This window comes from Paenibacillus sp. FSL F4-0097 (genome assembly GCF_038593125.1).
Taxonomy (GTDB): domain Bacteria; phylum Bacillota; class Bacilli; order Paenibacillales; family Paenibacillaceae; genus Paenibacillus_AQ; species Paenibacillus_AQ odorifer.
In genome coordinates this window covers 2,911,271-2,935,559 of the sequence record NZ_CP151965.1, presented here as the reverse complement: position 1 = coordinate 2,935,559, position 24,289 = coordinate 2,911,271, and the positions used below count along the sequence as shown (strand labels likewise).

The 24,289-nt window shown below is 42.8% G+C and carries 25 protein-coding genes and 1 riboswitch; of the genes, 7 read left to right on the top strand and 18 right to left on the bottom strand.

The genetic code is table 11. The features are described 5' to 3' along the window. Window positions 1–37: 37 nt before the first annotated feature. Complete coding sequence (locus tag MHH86_RS13110) at window positions 38–874, bottom strand: amino acid ABC transporter substrate-binding protein (protein WP_036686308.1); 837 nt, start codon at window positions 872–874, stop codon at window positions 38–40. Window positions 875–1,096: 222 nt separating this feature from the next. After that, a riboswitch (TPP riboswitch) is annotated at window positions 1,097–1,200 on the top strand. 111 nt (window positions 1,201–1,311) lie between these two features. On the opposite strand from MHH86_RS13110, the gene MHH86_RS13105 reads away from it, so the two are divergent. The 6 genes from MHH86_RS13105 to thiE are packed head-to-tail and all read left to right on the top strand — an operon-like array spanning window position 1,312 to window position 6,221. Further along, window positions 1,312–2,094 carry an ABC transporter ATP-binding protein gene (locus MHH86_RS13105; RefSeq protein WP_249267717.1) on the top strand — a complete coding sequence of 261 codons (783 nt, stop codon included), beginning with the start codon at window positions 1,312–1,314 and terminating at the stop codon, window positions 2,092–2,094. Next, on the top strand, window positions 2,075–2,851 hold the full coding sequence (locus tag MHH86_RS13100; RefSeq protein ID WP_081383570.1) for an ABC transporter permease: 777 nt from the start codon (window positions 2,075–2,077) through the stop codon (window positions 2,849–2,851). Before MHH86_RS13105 ends, MHH86_RS13100 begins: the two co-directional genes overlap by 20 nt. Beyond that, window positions 2,848–3,885: an ABC transporter substrate-binding protein gene (locus tag MHH86_RS13095; protein WP_038570429.1), complete on the top strand. Its 1,038-nt coding sequence runs from the start codon at window positions 2,848–2,850 to the stop codon at window positions 3,883–3,885. The genes MHH86_RS13100 and MHH86_RS13095 overlap by 4 nt, the downstream gene beginning before the upstream one ends. Window positions 3,886–3,926: 41 nt before the next feature. Next, window positions 3,927–4,721, top strand: a complete 795-nt coding sequence (gene thiM / locus MHH86_RS13090) for a hydroxyethylthiazole kinase (protein ID WP_038570426.1) — start codon at window positions 3,927–3,929, stop codon at window positions 4,719–4,721. A gap of 23 nt (window positions 4,722–4,744) precedes the next feature. Next, window positions 4,745–5,575, top strand: coding sequence for a bifunctional hydroxymethylpyrimidine kinase/phosphomethylpyrimidine kinase (gene thiD / locus MHH86_RS13085; protein WP_170914225.1), 831 nt, complete (start codon window positions 4,745–4,747; stop codon window positions 5,573–5,575). After that, complete coding sequence (gene thiE / locus MHH86_RS13080; protein ID WP_038570424.1) at window positions 5,565–6,221, top strand: thiamine phosphate synthase; 657 nt, start codon at window positions 5,565–5,567, stop codon at window positions 6,219–6,221. Before thiD ends, thiE begins: the two co-directional genes overlap by 11 nt. Here the strand turns inward: thiE and MHH86_RS13075 are convergent. The 14 genes from MHH86_RS13075 to MHH86_RS13010 form a co-directional block, all read right to left on the bottom strand. Further along, a complete protein-coding gene (locus MHH86_RS13075; RefSeq protein ID WP_076101683.1) occupies window positions 6,202–6,894 on the bottom strand; it encodes a pseudouridine synthase in 693 nt (230 codons plus the stop codon). The two genes, thiE and MHH86_RS13075, sit on opposite strands and share 20 nt — an antisense overlap. Before the next feature lie 109 nt (window positions 6,895–7,003). After that, window positions 7,004–7,186 carry a DUF3934 family protein gene (locus tag MHH86_RS13070; RefSeq protein WP_038570418.1) on the bottom strand — a complete coding sequence of 61 codons (183 nt, stop codon included), beginning with the start codon at window positions 7,184–7,186 and terminating at the stop codon, window positions 7,004–7,006. A 116-nt stretch (window positions 7,187–7,302) separates the two neighbouring features. After that, window positions 7,303–7,701: a hypothetical protein gene (locus MHH86_RS13065; protein WP_038570415.1), complete on the bottom strand. Its 399-nt coding sequence runs from the start codon at window positions 7,699–7,701 to the stop codon at window positions 7,303–7,305. Window positions 7,702–7,822: 121 nt separating this feature from the next. Continuing rightward, window positions 7,823–8,908 (bottom strand): aspartate-semialdehyde dehydrogenase, encoded by a 1,086-nt coding sequence (gene asd / locus MHH86_RS13060; RefSeq protein ID WP_038570412.1) that lies wholly within the window; start codon window positions 8,906–8,908, stop codon window positions 7,823–7,825. 451 nt (window positions 8,909–9,359) lie between these two features. Beyond that, the gene (locus tag MHH86_RS13055; RefSeq protein WP_036686291.1) at window positions 9,360–9,962 is read right to left on the bottom strand and encodes a response regulator transcription factor; all 603 of its coding nucleotides are present in this window, start codon (window positions 9,960–9,962) and stop codon (window positions 9,360–9,362) included. Continuing rightward, complete coding sequence (locus MHH86_RS13050; RefSeq protein ID WP_036686290.1) at window positions 9,962–11,098, bottom strand: sensor histidine kinase; 1,137 nt, start codon at window positions 11,096–11,098, stop codon at window positions 9,962–9,964. The genes MHH86_RS13055 and MHH86_RS13050 overlap by 1 nt, the downstream gene beginning before the upstream one ends. Window positions 11,099–11,257: 159 nt before the next feature. Further along, on the bottom strand, window positions 11,258–12,322 hold the full coding sequence (locus MHH86_RS13045) for a fatty acid desaturase (RefSeq protein ID WP_036686288.1): 1,065 nt from the start codon (window positions 12,320–12,322) through the stop codon (window positions 11,258–11,260). A 142-nt stretch (window positions 12,323–12,464) separates the two neighbouring features. Continuing rightward, window positions 12,465–13,661, bottom strand: a complete 1,197-nt coding sequence (locus MHH86_RS13040; RefSeq protein ID WP_076316191.1) for a hypothetical protein — start codon at window positions 13,659–13,661, stop codon at window positions 12,465–12,467. A 14-nt stretch (window positions 13,662–13,675) separates the two neighbouring features. Next, window positions 13,676–15,274, bottom strand: a complete 1,599-nt coding sequence (locus MHH86_RS13035; RefSeq protein WP_076316190.1) for a response regulator — start codon at window positions 15,272–15,274, stop codon at window positions 13,676–13,678. Window positions 15,275–15,291: 17 nt separating this feature from the next. Then, window positions 15,292–16,611 carry an extracellular solute-binding protein gene (locus tag MHH86_RS13030; protein WP_036686593.1) on the bottom strand — a complete coding sequence of 440 codons (1,320 nt, stop codon included), beginning with the start codon at window positions 16,609–16,611 and terminating at the stop codon, window positions 15,292–15,294. A gap of 61 nt (window positions 16,612–16,672) precedes the next feature. Then, window positions 16,673–18,397: a sensor histidine kinase gene (locus MHH86_RS13025; protein WP_036686283.1), complete on the bottom strand. Its 1,725-nt coding sequence runs from the start codon at window positions 18,395–18,397 to the stop codon at window positions 16,673–16,675. An 83-nt stretch (window positions 18,398–18,480) separates the two neighbouring features. After that, a complete protein-coding gene (locus MHH86_RS13020) occupies window positions 18,481–19,344 on the bottom strand; it encodes a carbohydrate ABC transporter permease (RefSeq protein WP_076316189.1) in 864 nt (287 codons plus the stop codon). Continuing rightward, window positions 19,341–20,294, bottom strand: a complete 954-nt coding sequence (locus MHH86_RS13015) for a sugar ABC transporter permease (RefSeq protein ID WP_036686279.1) — start codon at window positions 20,292–20,294, stop codon at window positions 19,341–19,343. The genes MHH86_RS13020 and MHH86_RS13015 overlap by 4 nt, the downstream gene beginning before the upstream one ends. Window positions 20,295–20,397: 103 nt before the next feature. Then, window positions 20,398–21,756, bottom strand: a complete 1,359-nt coding sequence (locus tag MHH86_RS13010) for an extracellular solute-binding protein (protein ID WP_036686277.1) — start codon at window positions 21,754–21,756, stop codon at window positions 20,398–20,400. A 292-nt stretch (window positions 21,757–22,048) separates the two neighbouring features. On the opposite strand from MHH86_RS13010, the gene MHH86_RS13005 reads away from it, so the two are divergent. After that, complete coding sequence (locus MHH86_RS13005; RefSeq protein ID WP_036686275.1) at window positions 22,049–22,261, top strand: hypothetical protein; 213 nt, start codon at window positions 22,049–22,051, stop codon at window positions 22,259–22,261. 78 nt (window positions 22,262–22,339) lie between these two features. On the opposite strand, the gene MHH86_RS13000 is transcribed toward MHH86_RS13005, so the two are convergent. From MHH86_RS13000 to MHH86_RS12990, 3 genes are all read right to left on the bottom strand, one after another. Continuing rightward, complete coding sequence (locus MHH86_RS13000; RefSeq protein WP_169744764.1) at window positions 22,340–22,501, bottom strand: hypothetical protein; 162 nt, start codon at window positions 22,499–22,501, stop codon at window positions 22,340–22,342. Between the two features lie 144 nt (window positions 22,502–22,645). Then, entirely contained in the window at window positions 22,646–23,539 is an 894-nt protein-coding gene (locus tag MHH86_RS12995) for a polysaccharide deacetylase family protein (RefSeq protein ID WP_076179015.1), read from the bottom strand. Between the two features lie 107 nt (window positions 23,540–23,646). After that, entirely contained in the window at window positions 23,647–24,273 is a 627-nt protein-coding gene (locus MHH86_RS12990; protein WP_076179014.1) for a TIGR00730 family Rossman fold protein, read from the bottom strand. Window positions 24,274–24,289 lie beyond the last annotated feature (16 nt).

Below are 24,289 nucleotides of genomic sequence, written 5' to 3'. Positions count from 1 at the left end.
TTAGCTTCCAGGCTTAATTAGCCTTGCTAGCCTTGTATTATTTTGAAACGTCAGCTCCAAAGTATTTCTCGGAAATTTTCAAGTACGTTCCATCACTCTTCATCTCTGTAATCGCATCACTGACCGCTTTCACCAGCTCATCATTGCCTTTCAGGAATACTGCGGCACTTTGTGATCCTTCAGGAATCTCATCAACCACTTTAATTTTTGCATCTGGTTTTTGTTTTTTTAGATCCAGATAAGACAAGCCATCATTCACAGTTGCATCAATACGTCCCGAAGTCAGCAGATCCATCGCTTGATTGAAACCGTCCGTAGCTACGATTTCAGCACCGTTCTCACGAGCGATGTCGGATAAGTTACTTGTCAGGGATTGTCCGGCTTTTTTACCCTTAAGATCGGCAAAGGTCTTAATATCCTCATTGTCTTCGCTCACGATCAATACTGCTTTGGATACGATATAGGGTTCAGAGAAATCATATTTCACTTTGCGATCTTCGTTAATGGAAACTTCATTAAAGATTACATCAAACCGTTTCGCATCCATTCCAGCGAAAATACCATCCCACTGAGTTTCAAAAAATTCAGCTTTAACACCTAAACGTTTTGCTACTTCTTCAGCAATTTCCACGTCAAAACCAGTCAATTTCCCCGCAGTGTCATGATAAGTAAAAGGCGCATAAGTCCCTTCTGTACCTATCCGCAATTTGCCGCTGGCTTTCACAGCCTCCAAACTGTTTTGCGCTGAAGATGCTGCTCCACCATTCGTTCCAGCTGTAGGTTCAGCAGCCGTATTGGTATTCGAATTATTGCCGCAAGCCGCTATAAGGACCACGGTTAACGCCAATATAATAGTTAAACTCCATTTTTTCATTATTAAATCCCCTCTCTCTACCCGGATTTTTTCCGGTAAATTGAATAGTACACTGCCATCACATGATCGTCAATACTTTTTTCCGATTATATACATCGGAATTATAATATTAACTAGATTCCTACCTATATCTTACCCAATCTTGGATTAATCCTTCACTTCTTTCTCTCTTTACTTCTCAGAAAGATATGGTATATTTATTAACAAATTAATATGGACCTGTTATTTCACTAGGGGAGTCGGCCGACTGAGACGGAGCTTCAAGCTCCGGACCCTTGGAACCTGATCTGGATCATACCAGCGGAGGGAAGTGGAGCAGAATTTTCATCAAGCATGTTAAGTGTTATTATGCAGAATGAACTTTTTGACCCATTCATTTCCTCTGGAAATGGATGGGTTTTTATTTGTTTAGGCGCTCCACAAAAATTTTAGGAGGTTTGATCATCACGACCATTTTATCTATTCAAGGCCTAACCTACTCTTTTCCGGAATCTGAGCAACCCCCTGTATTCGCAGATCTATCCATGGATATCAGGCAAGGGGAATTCGTCTCCGTAGTAGGTGCTAGCGGATGCGGGAAAAGTACATTTTTCAAAACGATTGCCGGTTTACTCGAACCTACTCACGGAAAAATAAAACTCTCTACGCACCCGTCAACCGCTAGTCGTTTAGGCCAGATCGCTTATATGCCTCAGCAGGATTTATTGCTGCCTTGGAGGACAGTGCTCGACAACTGCCTTTTGCCTTGGGAGATCAAGCCCAGATTCAATAAACAAGAAACGATCACTCAGATTCGGGAAATGTTGACCCGCTTCGGCTTAGCAGATGTAGAGAAGGCTTATCCCCATGAACTTTCGGGTGGAATGAAACAGCGAGTCGCATTTCTGCGCACCTTAGTGGCTGGAGGCGGAAGTGGTCTTATGCTGCTGGATGAGCCCTTTGGCGCTCTCGATGCCATGACCAAACGCGAGATACACCGTTGGCTGTTGGAGTTATGGGGTGAATTGAATCAGACGATTATGCTCATCACTCATGATCTGGAGGAAGCACTATTGCTCAGTGACCGGATTTATTTATTATCTGGCGGTGCGCACAGCGAATTACAGGAGATCGTTGTGGATTTACCAAGGCCAAGACATTATAAGATGAACTACGAACCCCGGTTTATAGCACTGCGTGCAGAGCTGGAGCGGAGATTACATGCGACCTATACCTTTTAAAAAACATCTAGACAACTATGGTCCCTTCCTTCTTCTGGTACTGCTCATTCTTGTAATCTGGGAGTCAGCTGTTCGCCTTCACATGATTCCAGCCTTTATTCTCCCTGCACCTTCCTCTATTGGAATCGCATTGATCGAGCACAGGCAATTATTATTTGGACAGCATTTATTGGCGACGTTACAGGAGATACTGGTGGGTTTTGTCCTTTCTGTTATTTGTGGTGTATTGCTGGGCACTGGAATGTTCCTGTATCGCCCCATAGAAAAGGCCATCTATCCCTTTCTTATCATTAGCCAGACGATCCCATTAATTGCGCTATCCCCCATTTTTATTATGTGGTTCGGATATTCGCTGTGGAGCAAAGTGGCTGTGGTGTTTTTGACGGCTTTTTTTCCAGTCGTAGTGAGTACATATGATGGACTTCGTACAAGTGGCCAGACTTACAAGGACTTATTATTAACATTTGGTGCAAACCGCTGGCAGCTGCTTGTCAAAACCCAAATTCCACTGGCGTTGCCTGCTTTTTTCTCTGGCTTAAAGCTGTCCATTGTATACTGCGTCATCGGAGCTACTATCGGGGAATGGCTCGGCGGCAGTAAAGGACTCGGTTACTTCAGCCGCAGAATGGCCGGAAATATGCAGAGCGATGAAATGTTCGCGGCTGTATTTCTGCTGTCCGCGCTTGGTGTGGTGCTTTTTCTGGCGATAGCTTTACTCGAACAATTATTTTTAAAGAAAAGAGGATCAAACCAATGAATCATTTAAAATCCCCACAACGAGGACTTATTTCTGTATTTCTAGTATGCACACTTTTGCTCTTAAGCAGCTGCGGGAAGGCAGACAAGATAAATAACAACTCCCAAACCGATCCCTCCAATACCGAAAATAAGCAGTCACACAAGCTGACGATTATGCTTGATTGGTATCCCAATGCCGTTCATTCCTTTCTATACGCTGCGCAACAGCAAGGTTTTTTCCAAGAGGAAGGTTTGGATGTCGAGATCAAAATGCCTGCAGACAGCAATGATTCCCTAAAGCTTGTTGCAGCGAATCAAATTGATCTAGCGCTCAGTTATCAGCCTCAGGTACTTATGGCACGCGGCGAGAAAATCCCTGTACGTTCGATTGCAGCAATCGTGCGGCATCCACTGAATCATCTGATGGTTCCTCAGGCTGGCAGTATTCATAGTCCAAAAGAGCTCGCGGGAAAACAAATCGGCTATTCCTCCATTCCGCTCTATGAAGCGATGATTCGGACAATGATCCAGAGTGATGGAGGCGATCCTTCATCCGCCAAGCTGATTGACGTAGGTTTTGACCTCATCCCTGCGATCTCTACTGGACAAGTAGACGCAATAATGGGCGGGTTCATCAACCATGAACAACTAATCCTTGAAAAAGAGGGACATCCGGTCACTTCGCTTAATCCAACGGATTACGGAGTGCCTGACTATTATGAGCTTGTGCTGGTGGCCAGCGAACAAGGATTGCAAAATTCTGAAGCCTACTTTAAAAAATTTCTAAATGCCATTACAAAAGGACAGGAATTTGTGGAGCAGAATCCTGAACAAGCCCTGGATTTACTGGTTGCACATGAAGATGCAACTTCACCGCTCGACAAGGAGATTGAGAAAAAAAGTCTTGAGATTCTGCTGCCGCTGATGAATGCTGGCGATCAATCTTTTGGATATCAAGACCCGACATCTTGGGAAAAGGTTCAGCAGTGGTTATCCACCAACAATCTTCTACCAGAGGATATTAAAGCACAGGAAGCTTTTATCAATCTGTAATGTTTAGTTAGTTGTTCATACAAGCTTGAGGAGGAATTATGATGAGTTATTTAGCCAAAGTACGGGAATCCAACCCGTTGATCCACAACATCACTAATATTGTGGTAGCCAATTTCTCAGCCAACGGTCTGTTGGCGCTTGGCGCCTCTCCCTTTATGGCGGATGCCCACGAAGAAGTGATCGACATCGCCGCTATGTCGTCTGCTGTAGTTCTAAATATCGGCACACTCAATGATTACGCCATTCAATCTATGTTGCTTGCTGGTAAATCCGCTAATAAACACAGGGTTCCCCTAGTGCTTGACCCGGTAGGTGCAGGCGCAACTTCTTATCGGACCGCTGTCACTCAAAAGCTAGTGAATGAGATGCAAATCACCGCACTGCGGGGGAATGTGGCTGAAGTCGCTAATGTCATTGGAGAGAGTTGGTCCATTAAAGGGGTGGATGCTGGCGAAGGTGAAGGCGATGTAGTCCTTTTGGCTGAAGCTGCTGCGAGGAAGTTAAGCTGTGTGGTCATCATAACTGGAAAAGACGATGTGATCACGAATGGAAAAAACACCTATATTGCTAGCAACGGTCACCCTATTCTCACGAAGGTTACAGGAACTGGCTGCTTGCTCAGCGCTGTTGTGGGGGCATTTCTCGCGGTAAGTGGCGGTGACTCGTTGGAGGCCGCAGTGGAAGCCCTCTCCTTCTATGGAGTAGCAGCTGAAATCGCCGCTGAACTAACAACTGGTCAAGGGCCGGGAAGCTTTCAGGTTGAGTTTCTAAATCAACTGACATGGGTCACACCAGAAGTCTTCCTAGAAAGATCCAGCATCAAACAGCTCAGTTAATGACCCTCAAAGGAGTGAATTCGATGATTATATCCAAAGCTCTAACCATTGCCGGCTCCGATAGCGGCGGTGGTGCTGGCATTCAGGCCGATCTAAAAACCTTTCAGGAGCTTTCTGTCTACGGCATGTCCGTCCTCACAGCTGTGACAGCGCAGAATACGCTTGGTGTCCAAGGGGTTTATCCAGTGACTCTGGACGCCATAATTCAGCAGCTTGATTCTATAGGACTTGACCTGCAACCAGATGCCGTAAAGACCGGGATGTTATTTAACAGTGACATCATCCGCATTGTGGCAGATAAAATTAAGTATTACGGCTGGTCTAATCTTGTAATTGATCCTGTGATGGTCGCTAAAGGAGGGTCCACACTGCTGCTGCAGGAGGCGGTTCAATCCTTAATCAGCCATCTGCTGCCCTTAGCATTGGTGACGACACCCAATATTCCCGAAGCCGAAATGATCACAAAGATGACGATCTCCACCATCGAAGAACGCAAAAAAGCAGCCAAAATCATTCATGGCATGGGCTCCAAATATGTAGTGCTAAAAGGGGGACATGATACCTCGACCACAGCCGTAACCGATCTTCTATATGATGGCGACGAATATACCTTATTGGAGAGTAGCCGGATTCAGACCAGACATACGCATGGTACAGGCTGCACCTATTCAGCAGCAGTCACCGCCGAGCTAGCCAAAGGCAAATCCGTAGCAGAGGCCATTCAAACTGCCAAAGCATTTATACAAGCGGCGATCGAGGACGAGCTGAGCATAGGGGCTGGGCATGGACCAACCAATCATTTTGCTTATCAGAACAGACTGCGAGGGATAAACAGTGCAACGAATGAACAGTGAACATCTGCGAGATCTATTAAAAGTCTATTTCATTATGGGCAGCGTAAATTGCCGTAAAGCTCCAGTTAAGGTGCTGCAGGAAGCGGTTGCTGGGGGCATAACCATGTTTCAATTCCGTGAAAAGGGTACCGGTTCCTTAAGCGATAAGGCTCGACTTAATCTTGGGAGACGACTTCAAAAGATTTGTCATGCCAATGGCGTGCCCTTTATCGTGAATGACGACATTGATTTAGCGATCGCGCTTGATGCGGACGGAATTCATGTAGGACAGGAGGATACACCTGCATTGGCAATCCGCCAGCTACTTGGAGAGAATAAAATCATTGGTGTATCCGCTCACTCTTTCGTTGAAGCTCAGCAAGCGATTGCCGATGGAGCCGACTATCTGGGCGTGGGTCCCATTTATCCTACGTCATCCAAGGAGGATGCCAAAGCTGTTCAAGGCACTGCGATTATTGAAGAACTAAGAAATAAAGGCATTACCATCCCTTTGGTTGGCATTGGGGGAATCACGCTGCAAAATGTTGCACCTGTATTAGCAGCCGGTGCGGATGGGATCTCTGTTATCTCAGCGATTACCGGAGCTGTAGACATTACCCCAACTGCCAGAGGCTTTGTTGACAAAGTTAGTTTAAGCGGGACATAAGCTCATTCAGCTCTTCACTGCTTAAATGCCGCCATTGTCCTAGCTCCAAGCCGTCTAATGTAATATTCATAATTCTTATGCGCTCCAGCTTTAGTACTCTATATCCTAACTCCTTGCTCATTCTGCGTATTTGCAGATTAAGACCTTGAGTTAGGATAATTCTAAACTGACATTCTGTGATCCGATAGACCTCACAAGGTTTCGTTGTGATTCCAAGAATGTTCACGCCGCTAGACATCGCTTGTAAGAATTCTGATGTAACCGGTTTGTCTACATTAACTACATATTCTTTTTCATGCCCATTCTCGGACCGCATCATTTTATTTACGATCTCTCCATCGTTGGTTAACAAAATGAGGCCTTCCGAGTTTTTATCTAATCTGCCGATCGCAAAGATCCTTGAAGGATACCCTACAAAATCAATAATGTTCCCAGCTACATGTGGGGCTGCTGTACAGGTAATGCCTATCGGCTTATTCAAAGCGAGATACACTGGCTCCCCTTTACTGCTTGTTATCGGCTCCCCATCGATCCATACGATATCCTCTGGCTCTATAAGAATGTTCGCATCACAGACGATACCATTCACAGCGATTCGACCTGCAGCAATTAATCGTTTGGTTTCCCTTCTGGAACAAAAGCCTGTTTCGCTTATATATTTATCGATTCTCACTGCTGATCCTACTTTCTCTCTATATACTTACATCTGGTCATAAAAAAACACCTGATTTTAACGATCAAAATCAGATGTTAACCTTCAGGAATAACCCAGTTTAAGGGAGCTATTTGGTGCTTCCGCTTTTTTTCACGTTACTGCCCTTGCTTCCACTTGCACCTTTAGCACCTGGCCCCGTCGTTGGGTCACCTTTAGCAGGTTTAACTGGTTTTGCTGTTTTGTTCCAGCGTGTCCAGCCTTTACTCCCCGTACCTCTGCCTGTGCCGCCACCTTTACTTTTTGCACCCATTATATCACTCCGTCAGTCATTCAGAATTCGTATAGTTTATACACTTTACCTATCTTACCACACTCTCAACCTTTCTGTTTAAGTAATAACAAATGCTTCATCTAACTAGCCACTGTTTAGAATTTAGCATCTTTATTCATTTCATGAATATCAAAGCTATCCTCATGTATTTCGATGGCGATGACGGTGTCCTTTTTTTCAAAAAATTGCACATGCCCTAACCGCTTGTCCTCCAGCTCTATCCATCCATCATCGCTTAATTTATTAAAATAGCTGTCAGGCCGATAAAGACCTTGTTCTCCCCCTATATTATCCAACTCGTACTTTGCTCCAATTTTTATATTAGGGTTATTTGAATTTGTTATCACTTCGATTTCTTTGGCATTCTTCGGAATTGGAATTTCAGCATTTATAGATGACACTCCATACTCTTGTTCCTCTTGAGCTGACGATGTACAACCGCTTGTAAACAGGATTAATGGTAACCAAATAAAAGCTAATAAATATTTATTCAAAGGTATCCTCTCCTTCCATAACTTATTTTACCAAATGTAAAATTAAAATAAAAACACCCCACCAAAGACTAAGCTTTGATGAGGTGTCTATTCACATCAGCTGTGCAGCTCATGCATGGACTTATTTCGGTTGAATATAACCTTCTGCTTTCAGAAGCTCAGCGATCAACACAGCACCGCCAGCCGCTCCGCGCAGGGTGTTATGAGATAGACCTACGAATTTGTAATCATAGAGGGCATCTTCGCGAAGTCTGCCTGTCGATACGCCCATTCCGTTCTCAATATCACGATCCAATTTGGTCTGTGGACGATTATCCTCTTCAAAATAGGTAATGAACTGTTTAGGTGCGCTAGGCAGTTCAAGCTCCTGAGGACGTCCTTTAAAGCTCTTCCAGAGATTCAGAATCTCTTCTTTGGACGGTTTCTTCTCAAAAGAAACAAATACAGCAGCCATATGTCCATCCGCTACAGGCACACGGATACACTGCGAAGTAATCGTTGGCGCTTCACTCTTTACGATACCCTCTTCTTCAACACTTCCCCAGATCCGCAAAGGCTCTTGCTCACTCTTCTCTTCTTCGCCACCGATGTAAGGAATCACGTTATCCAGCATTTCTGGCCAGTCCGCAAAAGTCTTTCCTGCACCAGAAATAGCTTGGTAGGTAGTGACCACCACTTTAGATGGATTGAAGTCTTTGAGCGCATGAAGTGCAGGCACATAACTTTGAATGGAGCAGTTAGGTTTAACTGCAATGAACCCTGTCTCTGTTCCCAGACGTTTTCTTTGCTGTGCAATAACCTCAAGATGCTCCGGATTAATCTCAGGAATGACCATAGGCACGTCAGGCGTCCAGCGATGCGCTGAGTTATTGGAGATTACTGGCGTTCCGGTGCGAGCATAAGCCTCTTCGAGCGCTTTAATCTCATCTTTTTTCATGTCTACAGCACAAAAGATCAAATCTACATCCGCAGCTACTTCCTCTACCTTAGAAGCGTCTTGGACCATAATATTCTTTACGTTCTCAGGCATTGGAGTAGATAACTTCCATCTGCCCTTGGCCGATTCTTCATACGTTTTTCCAGCAGATCTAGCACTGGCAGCAATCGCAGTTACTTCAAACCAAGGATGATTCTCTAGAAGGGCAATAAAACGTTGTCCTACCATACCTGTGCCGCCAACTATGCCGGCTCTTAGCTTTCTTGACATCAGAAAATACACTTCCTTTTGATTAACTGTCCTATTGTGAATAATAGGCCGATAATTAATGATATACGGCGCGGGAACATTTGGCGAGTGTTAACATCAAAATAACATTAAAAATTTTATTTTTAGGGGATTATATTGAATTTCACTAATGCTAATAAAAGAAATAGCTGCACTCAGTACAATTATAAGTATATTTTCTGCTTAGACAACTCTTTAACTGCATTCTCTACAACTATTTCCCCGAAAAATAATGGAAATGCCCTCTAAGCGAACTTTTAGATGTAAGAAATGCAACTAAATCGCATCTGCAGAGCATTTTATAGCATATAGTTGTAGGAAATACATCTATTTGCGATTGGTGAGTATAAACAGCGATTGGCGATTAGCAATCAGCGATTAGCTATTCACGTTTACAAGTTGCTTCAGCCAACTAATCGTTTCTTACCCACGCTCATTTAAACCAACCTTTTTCCTTAAATCGAGTGATTGCCTCGATGCGGTTACCTACATCCAGCTTATCTAGTATAACAGAGATGTAATTCCGGACTGTTCCCGTGGTAATGTACAATTGGCTGGCGATCTCTTTTGTATTTTTACCGTCGGCAATGAGTCCAAGTACTTCCTTCTCCCGCTGAGTCAGAGGATTCACTTCACCGCTGTAGGCTTCATCCATTAGCTCCGGTGCATACATGCGTCGGCCTGCCATCACATTACGTATCGAAAGTGCCAGTTCTTCGCTAGGACTGTCTTTCAGCAAATAAGCATGAACTCCCGCCTTGAGCGCACGTTCGAAATATCCCGCACGGGCAAAGGTGGTTAATATCATCGTTTTGCAGCCGCTATTCTTCAGCGCTTCCGCAGCGTCGAGACCACTCATCGCTGGCATTTCAATATCCATAATACAGATATCCGGCTTATGCTGCTGAACCATCGCTACAGCTTCTTCCCCGTTGCTTGCCCGGCCCACTACCTTCATATCCTCTTCTAAATCCAACAAAGATGCCAGCGCTCCAAGGAGCATCCGCTGATCCTCAGCGATTACAATCTTAATCATTATAAGGTTACCTCCTGTTCCGGATGCTTAAATGCATTAGGGACCTTAATCACGATCGTAGTTCCCCCATCTTGCACGATATCCATACAGCCATTCACAAATTCAAGACGTTCCCGCATGCCTTGCAGCCCATGTCCTTTAAAATAAAGATCATTGCCCGGGATGCCGGTTCCATCATCTTTCACTTTAATGATCAGATCTGTACGCGTAGGTTCGATGATAATTGAGCAGGACTGTGCATTACTATGCTTCACAACATTTGTGACAGCTTCCTTAATACACATGCTGAGCACATTCTCCGTAATCAATGAAGTGTTAGAAAGTTTAGGATTGCCTTGCAAAACATAATCGATCTCCGCAGCCGCAAGAAACTGCTGAATATGAACGAGCTCGTCTTCAAGGCGAATGCCACGCATTCGCGTAATCATCTCCCGGACCTCTTTCAGTGCACTTCTTGCCGTCTGACGTACATCATTGATCTCGGCTTTTGCTTGCGTCGGATTACTGTCGATAAGCTTTCCTGCCAAATCACTTTTCAGACCAATTAACGAAAGCTTCTGACCTAATGTATCGTGTAGATCACGTGAAATCCGCTGGCGTTCCTCGAGTTTAACCAATTCAGAGATTCGCTTATTAGCATCCTCCAATTGGTCTTGCAGCTTCCCTTGATTATTACGGTTATAGGTACTGATTGGCAGCAGGATCACTGCAATCATACTGACAAGCACAAAGGGAAGCTGGCTGATAAATACGGGATTACGCGACAGCAGCTCATAATTGATCGTAATAATCGTAGTCAGCAAATGAATGGAGTATAGGGTGAAAAACCCTACTCGATTCTGGATATTCCCAATAAAAAAGGCTAAAAAAAGCGCAAAATACATATATCCAAACAACAACGTCATCGTTATAGAGACAAGTATCTGCACGCTCGTCCAAAAATAAACTAACCAACCCTTGGAGACAAAAGAAAGCACATAACAAACAAAAAACACAGCGATCATCAAGATTCCCGAAACTACCTGGTAGGGAGAGGAGGACCGAAAGATGAAATAAAACGGTAGAATATAAAATACGACCCATACATAAGGGCTAAGACCTGTACTTTTATGAAAAATATGATGCCACTTCTGCATGTTCGCTCTCCTTTTTGCCATATGCCACTCACCCTATTCTAGCATAAATCCGGTAAAATCCGGTGAACCACAACGATAAAGAGAAAAAAGATTAGAGCGCGAATGAGTTCTCCGGCTCTAACCTTCCATTTTGCTGCTATTTGATTACAATGTGGACCATTATTCTCCCTGGAGTCTGGGCTTATGAACTTGCAGGACCTCGCCTGCTGTTTTAGGTTTATTTAATATGGACTTCATCTCTTTGAAGCTGATGAAACGTTTATTTTCCTCATCCCAAAGACGGAAGTGAAGAGCCTTCAAGCTGGTACCAATCGTAATCGTTGTTGCTTTTTGTAGCGGTGGAGTCGCGTTATGCGCTTTTTCCAAATTATAGTTTGGCACCTTTGGACTTAAATGATGCACATGGTGGAAGCCGATGTTGCCCGTAATCCATTGCAGCACCTTCGGCAGCTTATAATATGAGCTACCTTCAACCGCGGCCATCACATAACTCCATTCGGATTCATTCTCGAAATAAGAGTCTTCAAACTGATGTTGGACGTAGAACAACCATATGCCGAGAAACCCTGATACAAATGCTACAGGCAGCTGCACCATAAGAAATGCCTGCCAGCCAATAGCCCATATCAGCAAGCCATAAAGGGCTGCAATTGAAATATTCGTCAAATAGGTATTCATCCGCTCTTTGCGTCTAGCACCTTTAACATTAAAACGATACTGAATCATAAAAACAGCAATCGGTCCAAGACCAAACATCACGATGGGATTGCGGTAAATCCGGTAATATAGACGTTTCCAGAAGGAAGCTGCTGCGTATTCATCGACCGTCATAATCCAAATATCGCCGATCCCTCTTTTATCGAGATTACTGGAGCTGGCGTGGTGAATGGAATGACTATGTTTCCACTGCCGATAAGGAACCAGTGTCAGTACACCTGTGATCGTTCCGATAATATCATTCGCTTTACGATTCTTAAAAAACGATCCATGTGTGCAATCATGAAAAATAATAAAAGTTCGAATTACAAACCCTGCTGCAGGAATAGCTAACAGAAGGGTGAGCCAATAGGAAACGGATAAAGAGAAATAAGCTCCGCCCCATAACAGCACAAGTGGTCCTAAAGTATTGATGAGCTGTCTTATACTTGCGTTGCGGTCATTTTTCTCGTAAGGGGCTACACTCTTTTTAAGGCTGGAGAGCTGTGATGTCTGTTTTGTAGTCATCTATATCGTTTCCTCCTTGATGTGTCCGACTAAGGATCTTTTCATCTACTCTAAGTATAGGCGATGAAGTATCATCCTATAAGTCATAAACATCAAGTAGAGAGTATGACAAATGTCATACTCTCATTCTAATCAATTTCCGTCAGCATTGCAGCCAACATCCATCTTCCTTCACTTCATATTGACCTTTGATCTCACCAATTCCATTAAGGATTAACGAATCTTTATTAAAAGTTGGAGGTTCATCTAATACTAAGTGCAGTTTATTAATATTTCGAAGGTCAGCTTTATAGTAGCTAATCACTGGCTTTTCCAGAAAATACTCCGCATCATTGATTTGGATTCGTAAATTATTCTTATGAATACATTTCTCATCTCCACCAATAATACCCATAGGATTAAAACCCGTAGATTTTATATCTCCTTCAATATACAGGTGGTACCCTTCAAGGCTGATAAAATCAATGAATTCCTTCTCCCTGATTGTTTTGACCGATTGCATAATATCTTCCGTTTCTTTGCTGATGGATATCTCCTCGAAGGGAATGATGACTTGATCCACAAATTGCTTAAAAAACGCATATAAACTTAACTCCGACTTCATAAACTCTTCTTTCCAATCGGTGCGAAGCTCATCCAGCAGCAAACATATAAACAGTCCAGAACCATAGCAGCTTCTTCTAATATTTGCCGATGATTCAAGTTCATCTATTAAATACGAACTGAACTTCTGCAATACCTCCTCATTAGGAAGTGTGGATTTCTCGGCATAGGCATTTAATTCAACATACCAAGCGGGTCCTTCCAGCGTTTCAATAAGATATTCATTTAGCACGTACTCCCCAAGCAGTTGTTCTCTTTGTTGACGGATGGCAATAAATCTGTACATTGCGTGATTACGCTCTTCAATAGTAGCTGCCATTACACTAAGATATAAATGATGTCTTTCTTGAATCCGCAATTCCATATTTTCGAGGGATAAAGGGTAGGTAATCATCAATAATTCATCTGCATAACGTTCATCTCCCATCAGGAATTGATAACCGTGAAATAATTCGTGTACACAAATGGCGTACAAGTCTTCGAATTCTTCATGTAATTCCAGATTAACGATGGCTGTAGGGTGATCCTCATATAAAATGATTGTATCTCCTGAGAATTCATTACTCCAAGGAAGCAAATGTGGATGATATCCTACCGTTTTAAATTTGGGATGATTGTACAGATACACGTTATCCTTATTATAAAATGCAAAAGAAACAGCCTCGAATCCTTTCCAATATTTCTGCAGCTTATGGTTCGTTAAACACTTAACAATCATCTCCAAATGAAATTCCATCCCTTACCTCCTTGTTAATGGATCTGCTTAGTATGCTCTTCTCGGTATTCTGTTGGTGTTTGACCACTAGCCTTTTTAAAAACCTGTGTAAAATAACGCGGGTCCTGATAACCGACGAGAGGAGCTATCTGATACACTTTTACGTTGCTGCTCTGCAAAATATACTTCGCCCTCTCCATCCGGCAGTGTGTAACATACTCCAAAAAGGTATAGCCCGTTATTTGTTTATATAAAGTACAGAAATGACTGATACTGAGATCAGCCAGCTCCGCTACTTCCTCAATACTCAAATCTTTATGGTAATTACTCTCAATATAACGTTTCGCTTTCTCGATGGCGCTACGCGTATCCTCGCGATTCACAGGCTTGTTCCCTTGCTCCAATCGCACACCAAACTCTTCTTTCAGAGCAGAGATCACTTCATTTAAAGTGCCAAGATTGTGCATCTTGCTAAGCAATCCATGTAAAGACCAATCTGAATTTATATTCAAATACTCATAATTTCTGTACAAAACAACGATCATTTCAACAAGAAGACGTTCAGCCATATCCTTAGGAACAGCTTGTGACTCAATAAATAAAGCAAGCTCATCAAATAAAGACCACATCCGGTCTCTATTTAAGGTACGTATACTTTCAATCAGCGCGGTTTCCAGCTCTTTTGGGTATTTCACCTCTTTACTGCTAGGGAACGATATCTCTTCATCAATAAAGACCCCGGCAAGACCCGAATAGAACCGTTGATATAAGGCCTTCGCAGCCAGAGGGTAAACCGTACTTAATTGATCAATGCCTTGTGTGGTGCGGCTGATGCCTACGGAACAAGACTGCTTAGAGTATCTCTTGATCCCCGCTATCAAATGTTCACCAAGTTCTCTTCTGCTGGCGCTTAAAGATCCAGGGAACAGTAGTATCCACTCTCCATTATGAAACGGGAAAACCGTCAGCACTCCATGTTCCAGTGACCATTCTTCCACAATATTGCGGATTGCAAACAGCCATAGCCGTTTTTCTTCTACACTCCATTGATTGCTCAGTGTGGAGTAATCATCTAACTGGACAACAGCCATGAAATATCCGCTCTCCAGTTCACTGTTCTCCAGCCATTTCAGATGCTCAAGCGGCCTTGCATTTCCCAAAGTGATTTCTGCAAACAGACGTTCACGTGCAAGCAGTGACAGCATCTGCACAGAATGAATCAGCTGATCATTTTGCTTCTGTTCATCCAGCTTGGTTCTCGCGCGGGTTAACATTTCAACCAGTTCATCATGATCGATCGGCTTCAATAAATAATCAAATGCGCCTTGACGTAATGCTTCTCTTGCATATTCGAACTCTCCGTACCCGCTTATAAAAATAAACACCAGCTTCGGGTTTTTAGACAATACTTCCTTCATCAAAGTAATCCCGTCAATTACGGGCATGCGAATATCACTAATTACGATTTGTGGCGAAGTGTCTTCTATTAAACGAAGAGCTAATTCTCCATTTCGAGCCTCTCCTACAATCTCCATCTGAAGATCATTCCATGGAATGGCTGCTTTTAAGCTACGAAGAATAATCGGCTCATCATCCACGATTATTACTTTATATTTCTCTTGTAACTCATCCATTCCCTGCACCTCCAGGATCATTGTACACTTGAGCTTTGGATCAAATTCCAATATTGAATGGAGGATGCCTGCACCTGCTTTAACGCTTGCTCAGCAGACATTTCTCCGTTAATCATCTGTTCTATAACACTCAGGAACGTTTTTTTCACTTCTGGTGACAATACATTATCATAAGGGACAAAGCTCTTGCGGTTAACTTCCATCATATTCATGACTTGCGCGAATACGGGTCCTGTCTTCTCAGGATCAAAGGCGATGCGCATGGACGGAATTCTCAACCCTTCATATACAATCCGTGTCTGAACCTCCTGGGTGTAAAAAGCTTTCATGAGATCGAGCGCAGCCTCCCGCTTCGCTCCGCTTAGTTCGGAGGAAAGGCCGATGCCAAATGTATAACCGCCGGCTATCGAAGGTTGTTCCCCCTTCTTCAATGTGGGAAACGGAATAACACCTACCTCATTTTGAAAATCCGTAGGAGCAGCTGCGCCGGCAAATAAATTGATATCCCAGTTTCCGTTTAGATACATCGCAGCCTTGCCGCTCGTAAATAGTCCCACCGCATTTTCTGTGGATAACACATTCGATTTCGTGCTGAAGGCACCTTCTTTAATCCATTGCTCCAAGTGCTGAAAAGCCTTTAAATAGGCCTCATTCTGAAAGCTGGCTTGATCTTCACCAGTGATCAGCTTCTCGATCAACTCGGCGCCGGCATAACGATCCATTAAATAATGTGCAAAAATTCCTGCGGGCCAACGATCCTCGTTGCCAAGTGCAAATGGAATATACCCTGCCGACTTCAGCTTTAGTATGGCAGCATCAAGCTCTTGCAGCGTTTCTGGCGGCTTCAAACCCAGCTTTTCGAATATGGTTTTATTAAAATATAAGGGTTCAGCATTCCCTTCAATAGGCAAGCCATAAATATGGTTGTCAAAGGTCCAGAGATCCAGATCCTTGAATTGATTGGTCAGCGCATTCTCCCTGACGAAATCAGTCAGATCAATCAGGCGCTTAGAGCGCACATATGGCTCAATTTCCGCTCCACCGAACAAAACAAACATATCTGGCGGGGTGCCAGTAACCATCTCGTTCTTCAGCTTTTGATCACGGTGCAACGTCTGATCTAAACCTTCAAAGTTAACTTTCACATTTGGATGTTCTGACTGATATTTGTCCACGATATCTTCATAAATAGTCAACAATGGCCGATCATGCTCTTTAATCCAGAAATGACGGAAAGTTAATGTGATTTTTTCTGGTGAATCATCTTCAATGGGTTCTTGCTTTCCTAAAGTTATAAATAAAACAGCACCCGAAATCAGCACTAGATATAACCACATCCAGCCCCATTTCAATAACCATTTTTTGATAACAATCTCCCCCTTCTTTCCGCACGGTCGATTACGGCAGTATTTTTGGTATTCGGATTCGGATGGTTGAACCAAAGCCGGGGGAAGAACACACTAGTATGCCGTATGGACTGCCGAATCGAATATTCAAGCGTTCATGCACATTTTTAAGCCCCACGCCGCTATCACTGTATTTCTTCTGAGCACTTCCCTCGTTATCCCAAAGACTCATCATCTTGGCAAGGTCAAAGCCGGGGCCGTTATCTTTTACGATAATGATCATATCCGTGCCCATTTCATAGGCCGTAATCTCAATGATCCCTGGGTCCTCCATCTGCTCAATCGCATGATACAGCGCATTCTCTACAATCGGCTGAACGATCAGCTTTTGTGTCATGAACGTCTTAAGACCATCCGAAAGATCTATGATATACGAGAATTTATCTTCAAAACGAAACTTCTGGATATCCAAATAATGACGGACATGTTCGAACTCCATATGCAGCGGAATCAGCTCCTGATTCTGACTGATGCTGATTCGCAGCAGCTTGCCGAGTGAGATGACCATTTTGCTAATATCTTTATTGCCTTGCAGCACTGCCATCGAATTAATCGATTCAAGTGAATTATAAATAAAATGAGGGTTAATCTGCGCCATTAGCGCTTGCATTTCTGCTTCCTTCTTACGTCCCTGCTCAGTCTCCACCTGCACAAGCAGCTCATTGATCTGCGTGCTCATCCGATTAAAGCCATCAATCAGCAAATCACTTTCATCATCAGCCCGATAGGGTGTAGTGATCGGCGTAAATATCCCCTGCTTCACCCGCTTCATCCCGTTAACCGCACTATTAATACTATGAACGAGCCTCCGTACGAAATAGCGGTCGAACAAAATGGCGGACAACAGCGAAACAGTACTTAAAATAATCGCAATATTTCGGATGGATACAGATTCTGACGAGATTAGATTCATAGGTGTAATGGCTACTAAATACCAGGCTGCATTATGAGAAGGTAGGAAGGTTATAAGTGATTTTTCCCCCTGATAGTTGTCGATGTAATAGTCATGTTCTTTAGCATAATCATTTTGTAAAAAGGGGAAATCTGTGCGTTGTCCAATATGTTCACCGGATTTATTAAAAACAATATTTCCTAGCTTGTTGACCAGCAAAATATCTCCCTTCTTGAGGGTTGCTGCTTCCCAGAAAATCTGATCCAATAAATCAGGTTTTACATTAACAACCAGATATCCGATATCTTCGAGAGAATATGAATCTTTGATTACTCTTGCTTGTACAAGTACCGGATTGCCGGAGATCTCCGAGCCATTTTCTCCCGGTCCTGACCACACGGGCCGCCCTTCGGCGCCTTCCATCGCGTCAAACCAGCTTTGTCTCTTCAAGTCCTCAAAGGACATCGATGCATTGTATTGATAAATTAAACGATCTTTACTATAAAAACTAAATGAAGTAATCATCGGATGATCAATAAGATAACTGCTAAGCTCCTGCTTTCGATCATAAGTGATTACAAAGTTCTTCTGCTTCAGTGATTGCTGAACAACCGGCTGCGTAATTTTTGAATTCGTGATCGAGGTGATTTCACTAAGCGCGAATTTAAGCTTTCGATCCGTTTCAAGCAGTGAAATCCAGTAGAAGTTGCTTGATTTTTTCTCCATTGCATTAGAAAAATTAACGTAAGTGACGATCCCCATCAGGATAACCGGAATAAAGACGAGAAGAATAATAGCGAACAAGATTTTACGGCGGAGTTTCATGATATTCCCCTTCCCCCTGCTGTCTCTGTCCTCTAGTATTCTTCACAAAACCGCCTATTCCCTGTAAAGATCAAAAAGTAAGATCAGCTCTTAATAGCTCCAGAAGTAAGTCCAGCAATCACCCAGCGGCTAAATAACAGGAATACAATCAGCAGTGGCAAGGTTGCCGTAAATGTTGCTGACATGATCATTCCGTAGTCTAGACCATCGCGATTGGAGAACAGCTGCTGGAGCGCAATTTGAATTGTGAAATGCTCTTGATTCTTCAGTACCACTAAAGGCCAGAAGAAGTCATTCCAAACGGTCATAAAGTTCAGGATACCTAGTGTTGCCATAGCTGGAGTAATGACCGGGATAGCGATGTTCCAGAAGATCCGGAAATGTCCGCCGCCATCGATCCGACCTGCTTCAATCAATTCCGTATGTACAGCTGTAGTGATATACTGCCGCATCCAGAAGATCCCGAAAGCATTAACCATCGCCGGAACAATAAGTGCCTTGAAGGAGTCTATCCAGTGGAGCTTGGCCATAATTACGTAAGTAGGTAATACACCAAGCTGCTGTGGCACAAATAATGTAGCAATTACAAAGTAGAACAGAAAATTTTTAAACGGAAATTCATATTTGGCAAAGGCATAACCTGCCAGTGTACAGAAAAACACGACTGATATTGTAACCATAGATGAGACAAATAAAGAGTTGCCCAAGGCTTGAAAGAAGTCTGTTTTGTCCAGTACCCGCTGGAAATTCTCAAAAAACTGGTCTCCAACCGTAAGCAAAGGTGGCACATGGAATACTGCGCCTCTGTCATTAGTGCCAACTACAAACATCCAATAAAAAGGAAAGATGGACACGAGCGCACCAACAATCAGCAGCAGATAAAATCCTAACTTGCCCATGATCCCTATATCATCCGGATCTTTTTTAAATACACGCAGCGTACTCACGCTTTACCCCCTCCCGTATCTCCACCCATGCGATTTGAGACCAGCATATTGAGGACAGAGAAAATAATCGTGACCAGGAACAGCAAGACTGCCGTAGCTGCTGCCGTACCAAAAAATCCGTTGCGGAATGCTTCGCTATACAAATAAGTAACCATAGTGATTCCTTCCTGACGTGTAGATCCAGTTCCCGCTTGGCCCAAAAATACATAAGGCTCAGTGAACAGCTGCAAGGCACCTATAGTAGAAAGCAAGGTAACAAATACAATGAATGGCTTCAATAGTGGTAACGTTATAAAGGTTAGCTGTTGTCTTCTGTTCGCACCATCAATACGAGCCGCTTCATATAGATCCGTAGGGATGCTTTGCAAGCCTGATAGAAAAATAATGGCATTATACCCCGTCCAGCGCCACATTACCATCGTAGAAATTGCGATTTTAACACCCCACCAACCAGAGTTGAAGGCCATACTATCTAATCCCAAGCCGTTTAGAATCCAGTTGATCATTCCGTTGTTGCCAAACAGTGTACTGAACACGAGCGTAACCGCAACGATAGACGTAATATTAGGCATAAAAAATAAAACCCGGAACGTCTTCTTAAAGCGAGTCATCGCTGAATTCAGCAAAACAGCAATCAATAGAGCTAGTAATATCTGTGGAACAGTACCCATAAGCCCCATAATTAAAGTGTTGCTAAAAGAAATCCAGAAAGTCGGATCACTTGTGACCAGATCATAGTTTTTCCACCCTACAAATTTCATAGGATTCAGGGCATCCCATTTAAAGAACGAGAGATAGATCGTGAAAAAGATCGGATATAGTCCAAATATCGAGAACAGAATAAAAAAGGGCGAAATAAATGTGTACGCAGTGATGCGGCTCCTTCTTTGTTCAGTTAAAAAGCGGCGCTTGCTCTCGGCATGCGGACTTGAAATAACAGGTTGTGCCATGTCACACCTCCAGGTAATCTAACGTGTAAATCCGAATTCACAGAGAATGTTTCACTCTATGAATCCGGACCTTCTAGAAATTAAATTTCATAAGCTTGAAATCTTAGCTGCGTTCAGCCAATGTTTTCGCTTGTTTTACTGCTTCGTTCCATTCTTTGGTCGGATCTGCTTTTTTCTCCAACACATTTTTCAAGGCGTTTTTGAAGAAAGTATCGGTTTGGTCATGAAGCGGACCGTAGTATACAGGTTTTACCCGGTTTGCTGCTTTACCGAATTCTACAGCGGTTTGTTGTCCACCGAAGAAATCATCTTTGAAATCTACGAATGCAGGATCTTCATACAGTGCAGGAATAGAAGGCATAAGTCCTTTGGTTTTGAAAGATTCCAGTTGGTTTTCCTTGTTATCCATCCATGCGATAAAGTCATAAGCTTCTTTCGAGTGTTTGCCTTCTTTTGGCAGCGTCAGGAACGAGCCACCCCAGTTACCAGCACCTTCAGGGAGCTGAGCAATTTTCCATTTCCCAGAGGAGTCTGGAGCATTACTCTTAACATTTCCTGCCATCCAAGCTGGTCCCATAACTACTGCAAATGAACCGTCGTTCATGCCTTGACCCCATTCAGGAGACCAGAGCATAACATTGCTGATCCAGCCTTCTTGAATACCTTTAACCGTGAAATCATAAGCTTTTTTGACTTGCGGATTGGTATCTCCAATAAAGCTGCCATCAGCTTTGCTGAAATAGATTTCATCAGCAGATTGGTCACGCAAAGCATTAAAGGTAAGATCCGTAAGGTCTACAAATGGTTTGCCTGTTTTTTCTTTGAAAGCTTTGGCAACAGCTGCGAACTTATCCCAAGTATCAATAGCAGCGCCGAATCCTTCGGAATCACTTGGCAGTCCAGCCTCTTCAGCCAAATCTGTGCGGTAATATACGACCGTTGGGCCGATATCTGTTGGAAGACCCAGCTGGAAGCTGCCATCTACGGAAGATGCTTGTTTCCATTTCCAATCCAGATAGTTGGCTTGAATATCTTTGGCACCCAGATCATTCAGGTTATAGAACTTGTCCTGAGCGTTGATGAAACGTTCCATGAAACCGATTTCAAGTTGGAAAATATCAGGTGCACCCGATCCTGCCGACAAAGCAGTGGTCAAATTATTATGGTGAGCGGTTTGGTCACCGGTATTTTGCACTTTGATCGTAATGTTTGGATGTTCCTTAGTGTACTCCTTCGCTAAATCCTCGTAGTTCACGTTGCCCAGCGTCCAGAAAGAAAGTTCGATTTTCTCAGCCGGTTCTGTTCCCTCATCTTTAGTGGGTTCACTAGTGCTTGCTGCGTTGTTACCTGTATTTTTGTTCGATGTGTTGTTGTTCTCGGCGTTGTTGCCTCCGCATGCTGCCAGTGAACCTACGAGCATGATAGCGACTAACGATAGCGCCAAGTGTTTTACTTTATTCATTCCCCTGTACCCCTTTCAAAGGTTTCTCTTACAAGAATTAGTGTACAGGGTTTAAATTCTTTTTTTGAGGAGGTAAACTTCCGATTTATGGTGGAAATAATTACGAAACGCGGAAAAGCTCAAACAAATATTTCGTACAGGCCTATACCTGCTAAGGAGGGAGTATAGAATTTTGTCCAATTATGTTCCTCACAGGATACATGTACTTCATCTTAAATTGGATTTCTTGTGCTTCCGCAGGTATACTATTTTTATTTCTTACTTCATTACATGATCAAAGGAGTTATTCCCCATGCCAATTAATCGCCCGCTGCTAACCGACAGCGATTTCCAAGAAGCCGTTGACCGCAAATTACCTGTTCGTGTATTTCAGGACGATCATTTAGTAAATTCAGGAGCTACCGTTGTCCGCTTCACTGATTTTGATGTTGTTATTCAATCTAGAGTTAGTGATCTGACTTACTACTCTCGCAAGAGCTGCGAATTTTTTGAGGTCAGACCCTAAAGAAAGCCGGAATGCAATGATCTCTAAGATCATCGCATTCCGGCTTTCTTTAACAAACATAGGTTATAGCTTTCATACTTAATTTTTGTTGTAGGTGCTGTACACTTTCATTTTCTCATTCAGAACTTCCTGGAAACTCATTCTCTTCTTGTCTGCTTTCCCTTGCTTGGGATTGACCACGGGTTGAGGTCTAAAAAACTGATGATTGTAAGCCATAAGATTATGTACGATCACATTCATTGGATTTCAACCTCCTTCCGTGATGTTCCTGAATTTTGCATTTCTGCTTAATTACTTACGGCTTATTTACCCAGCTTCGCCAAAATTTAAACAGTTTTATCAGATTCATATTAAAAAATGAAAAAGTGCACTCTTTACAATATGCTAAATACATCTTTGTAAATCACGTATGTCTTTCCACGAAATAAGTTTAATCTCCTCATTGATAATCAATTGCTTAATTTCAATATCATTTAGAAGACGATATTCCAATTCTCTTTCTGTATAACATTTCGTCATTGCTATTAATTGATCTGTTATTTTAGATGGATGTATAGTTAACTGTGTTATTCCAGGTTTTAAATTCTTTAACAATTCAGTTAATCTCATTTTCATTTTGCTATATTCCGCAGCAGGGTAAAAACAGTAAGGAAGAGAAATTATATCATCGATTAAGAAAATCCCCCTTTCTTTTGCTGAAAAAATTCTTTTTTGAAACAATCTCAACTGATCATTATTAAAAAAGGGTTGTTCTAATATCCTAATAGGTAAATTAAAGGGTAAGCGGTACTTTTCACACAAATCAAATATTATTTCTAAAAAATCTCGCCCAGTGTATAACCCCATAATACTCCCCCCATGACTATCCAGATGAGTTGGATCAATGTCTTGTACGATTGCACTTTGGATTTGCGATTCTAACTCTATTCTAATCTCGTCATCAGCAGCGTTTCTTTCCAGAAGAGTGGCATCTTGATGAAAATACCCTTCATCAGTAATTAAGCTACTCAAGATTTTTTCTTTGAATACTGGTTGATACGGATATTTCTCGCCGCTCGTTAGCGTTAGATGAATTCCAATATTCTTTATTCCTTTCCAATTAATTATCTTCATAGCGTCACTTGATTCTGTGCAAGGCATCATAATAGATGTAGATGTTATAGCTTTTCCTTCAAATAAGTTAACAATAGCTTCATTAGTTCCTTTAGTTATTCCGAAATCGTCGGCATTAATTATTAACAGACGGTCGTCAGCCGCAAAGCCTAATTTTCGAATCATAAACCTTCCCCCTATTACTGAATGATTTAACAAAAAGAAAATAAAAAATAAGGACGTAGACACCGTGAAGTGTTTGCGTCCTTATTGTGAATAGTGTGTTAAACCAATTATTCGCACCTTAGAGCAGTGGAAACCTTGAATCTAGCGCTGAGACGGGACCTTGCTTTCCCCTTCGTTTCATTACTATGATCAATCCGACCGCGCATCAGTTCAAGCAAATATTCGGGATCTGAGTTCGTATGCAGCATTTGGAGTGCAGTTTTTGGTGCAAAACCTTCAGCCACACTATGTGAAATCAAGGCTTGCAGTGGATTAAAATAACCTCGAACATTCAGCAGCCCTATAGGCTTCTGATGAATACCAATCTGCATCCAGCACAGAATTTCAAACAGCTCATCAAAGGTTCCAAGACCTCCCGGCAAAGCAATAAAAGCATCCGCCATACCGCTCATTACCGCCTTACGTTCATGCATACTGGAGACCTCAATCAAATTCGTCAATCCGGAGTGTCTGATTTCATCTTGAAAAAGATCCACTGGCATAATTCCTACAGCTTCGCCGCCATTCGCAAGTACCCCGTCCGCAACCTGTCCCATAAGGCCATTCCGCGAACCTCCATAGACCAACCTACAGCCTTGTGCCGCTATATGATAACCTAATTCCCTAGCCATTTCCGTATATTCAGAGTTAAGACCTGGATTCGATCCGGCAAACACACATATTGTAAAAGCCATTCCTATCACTCCAGAC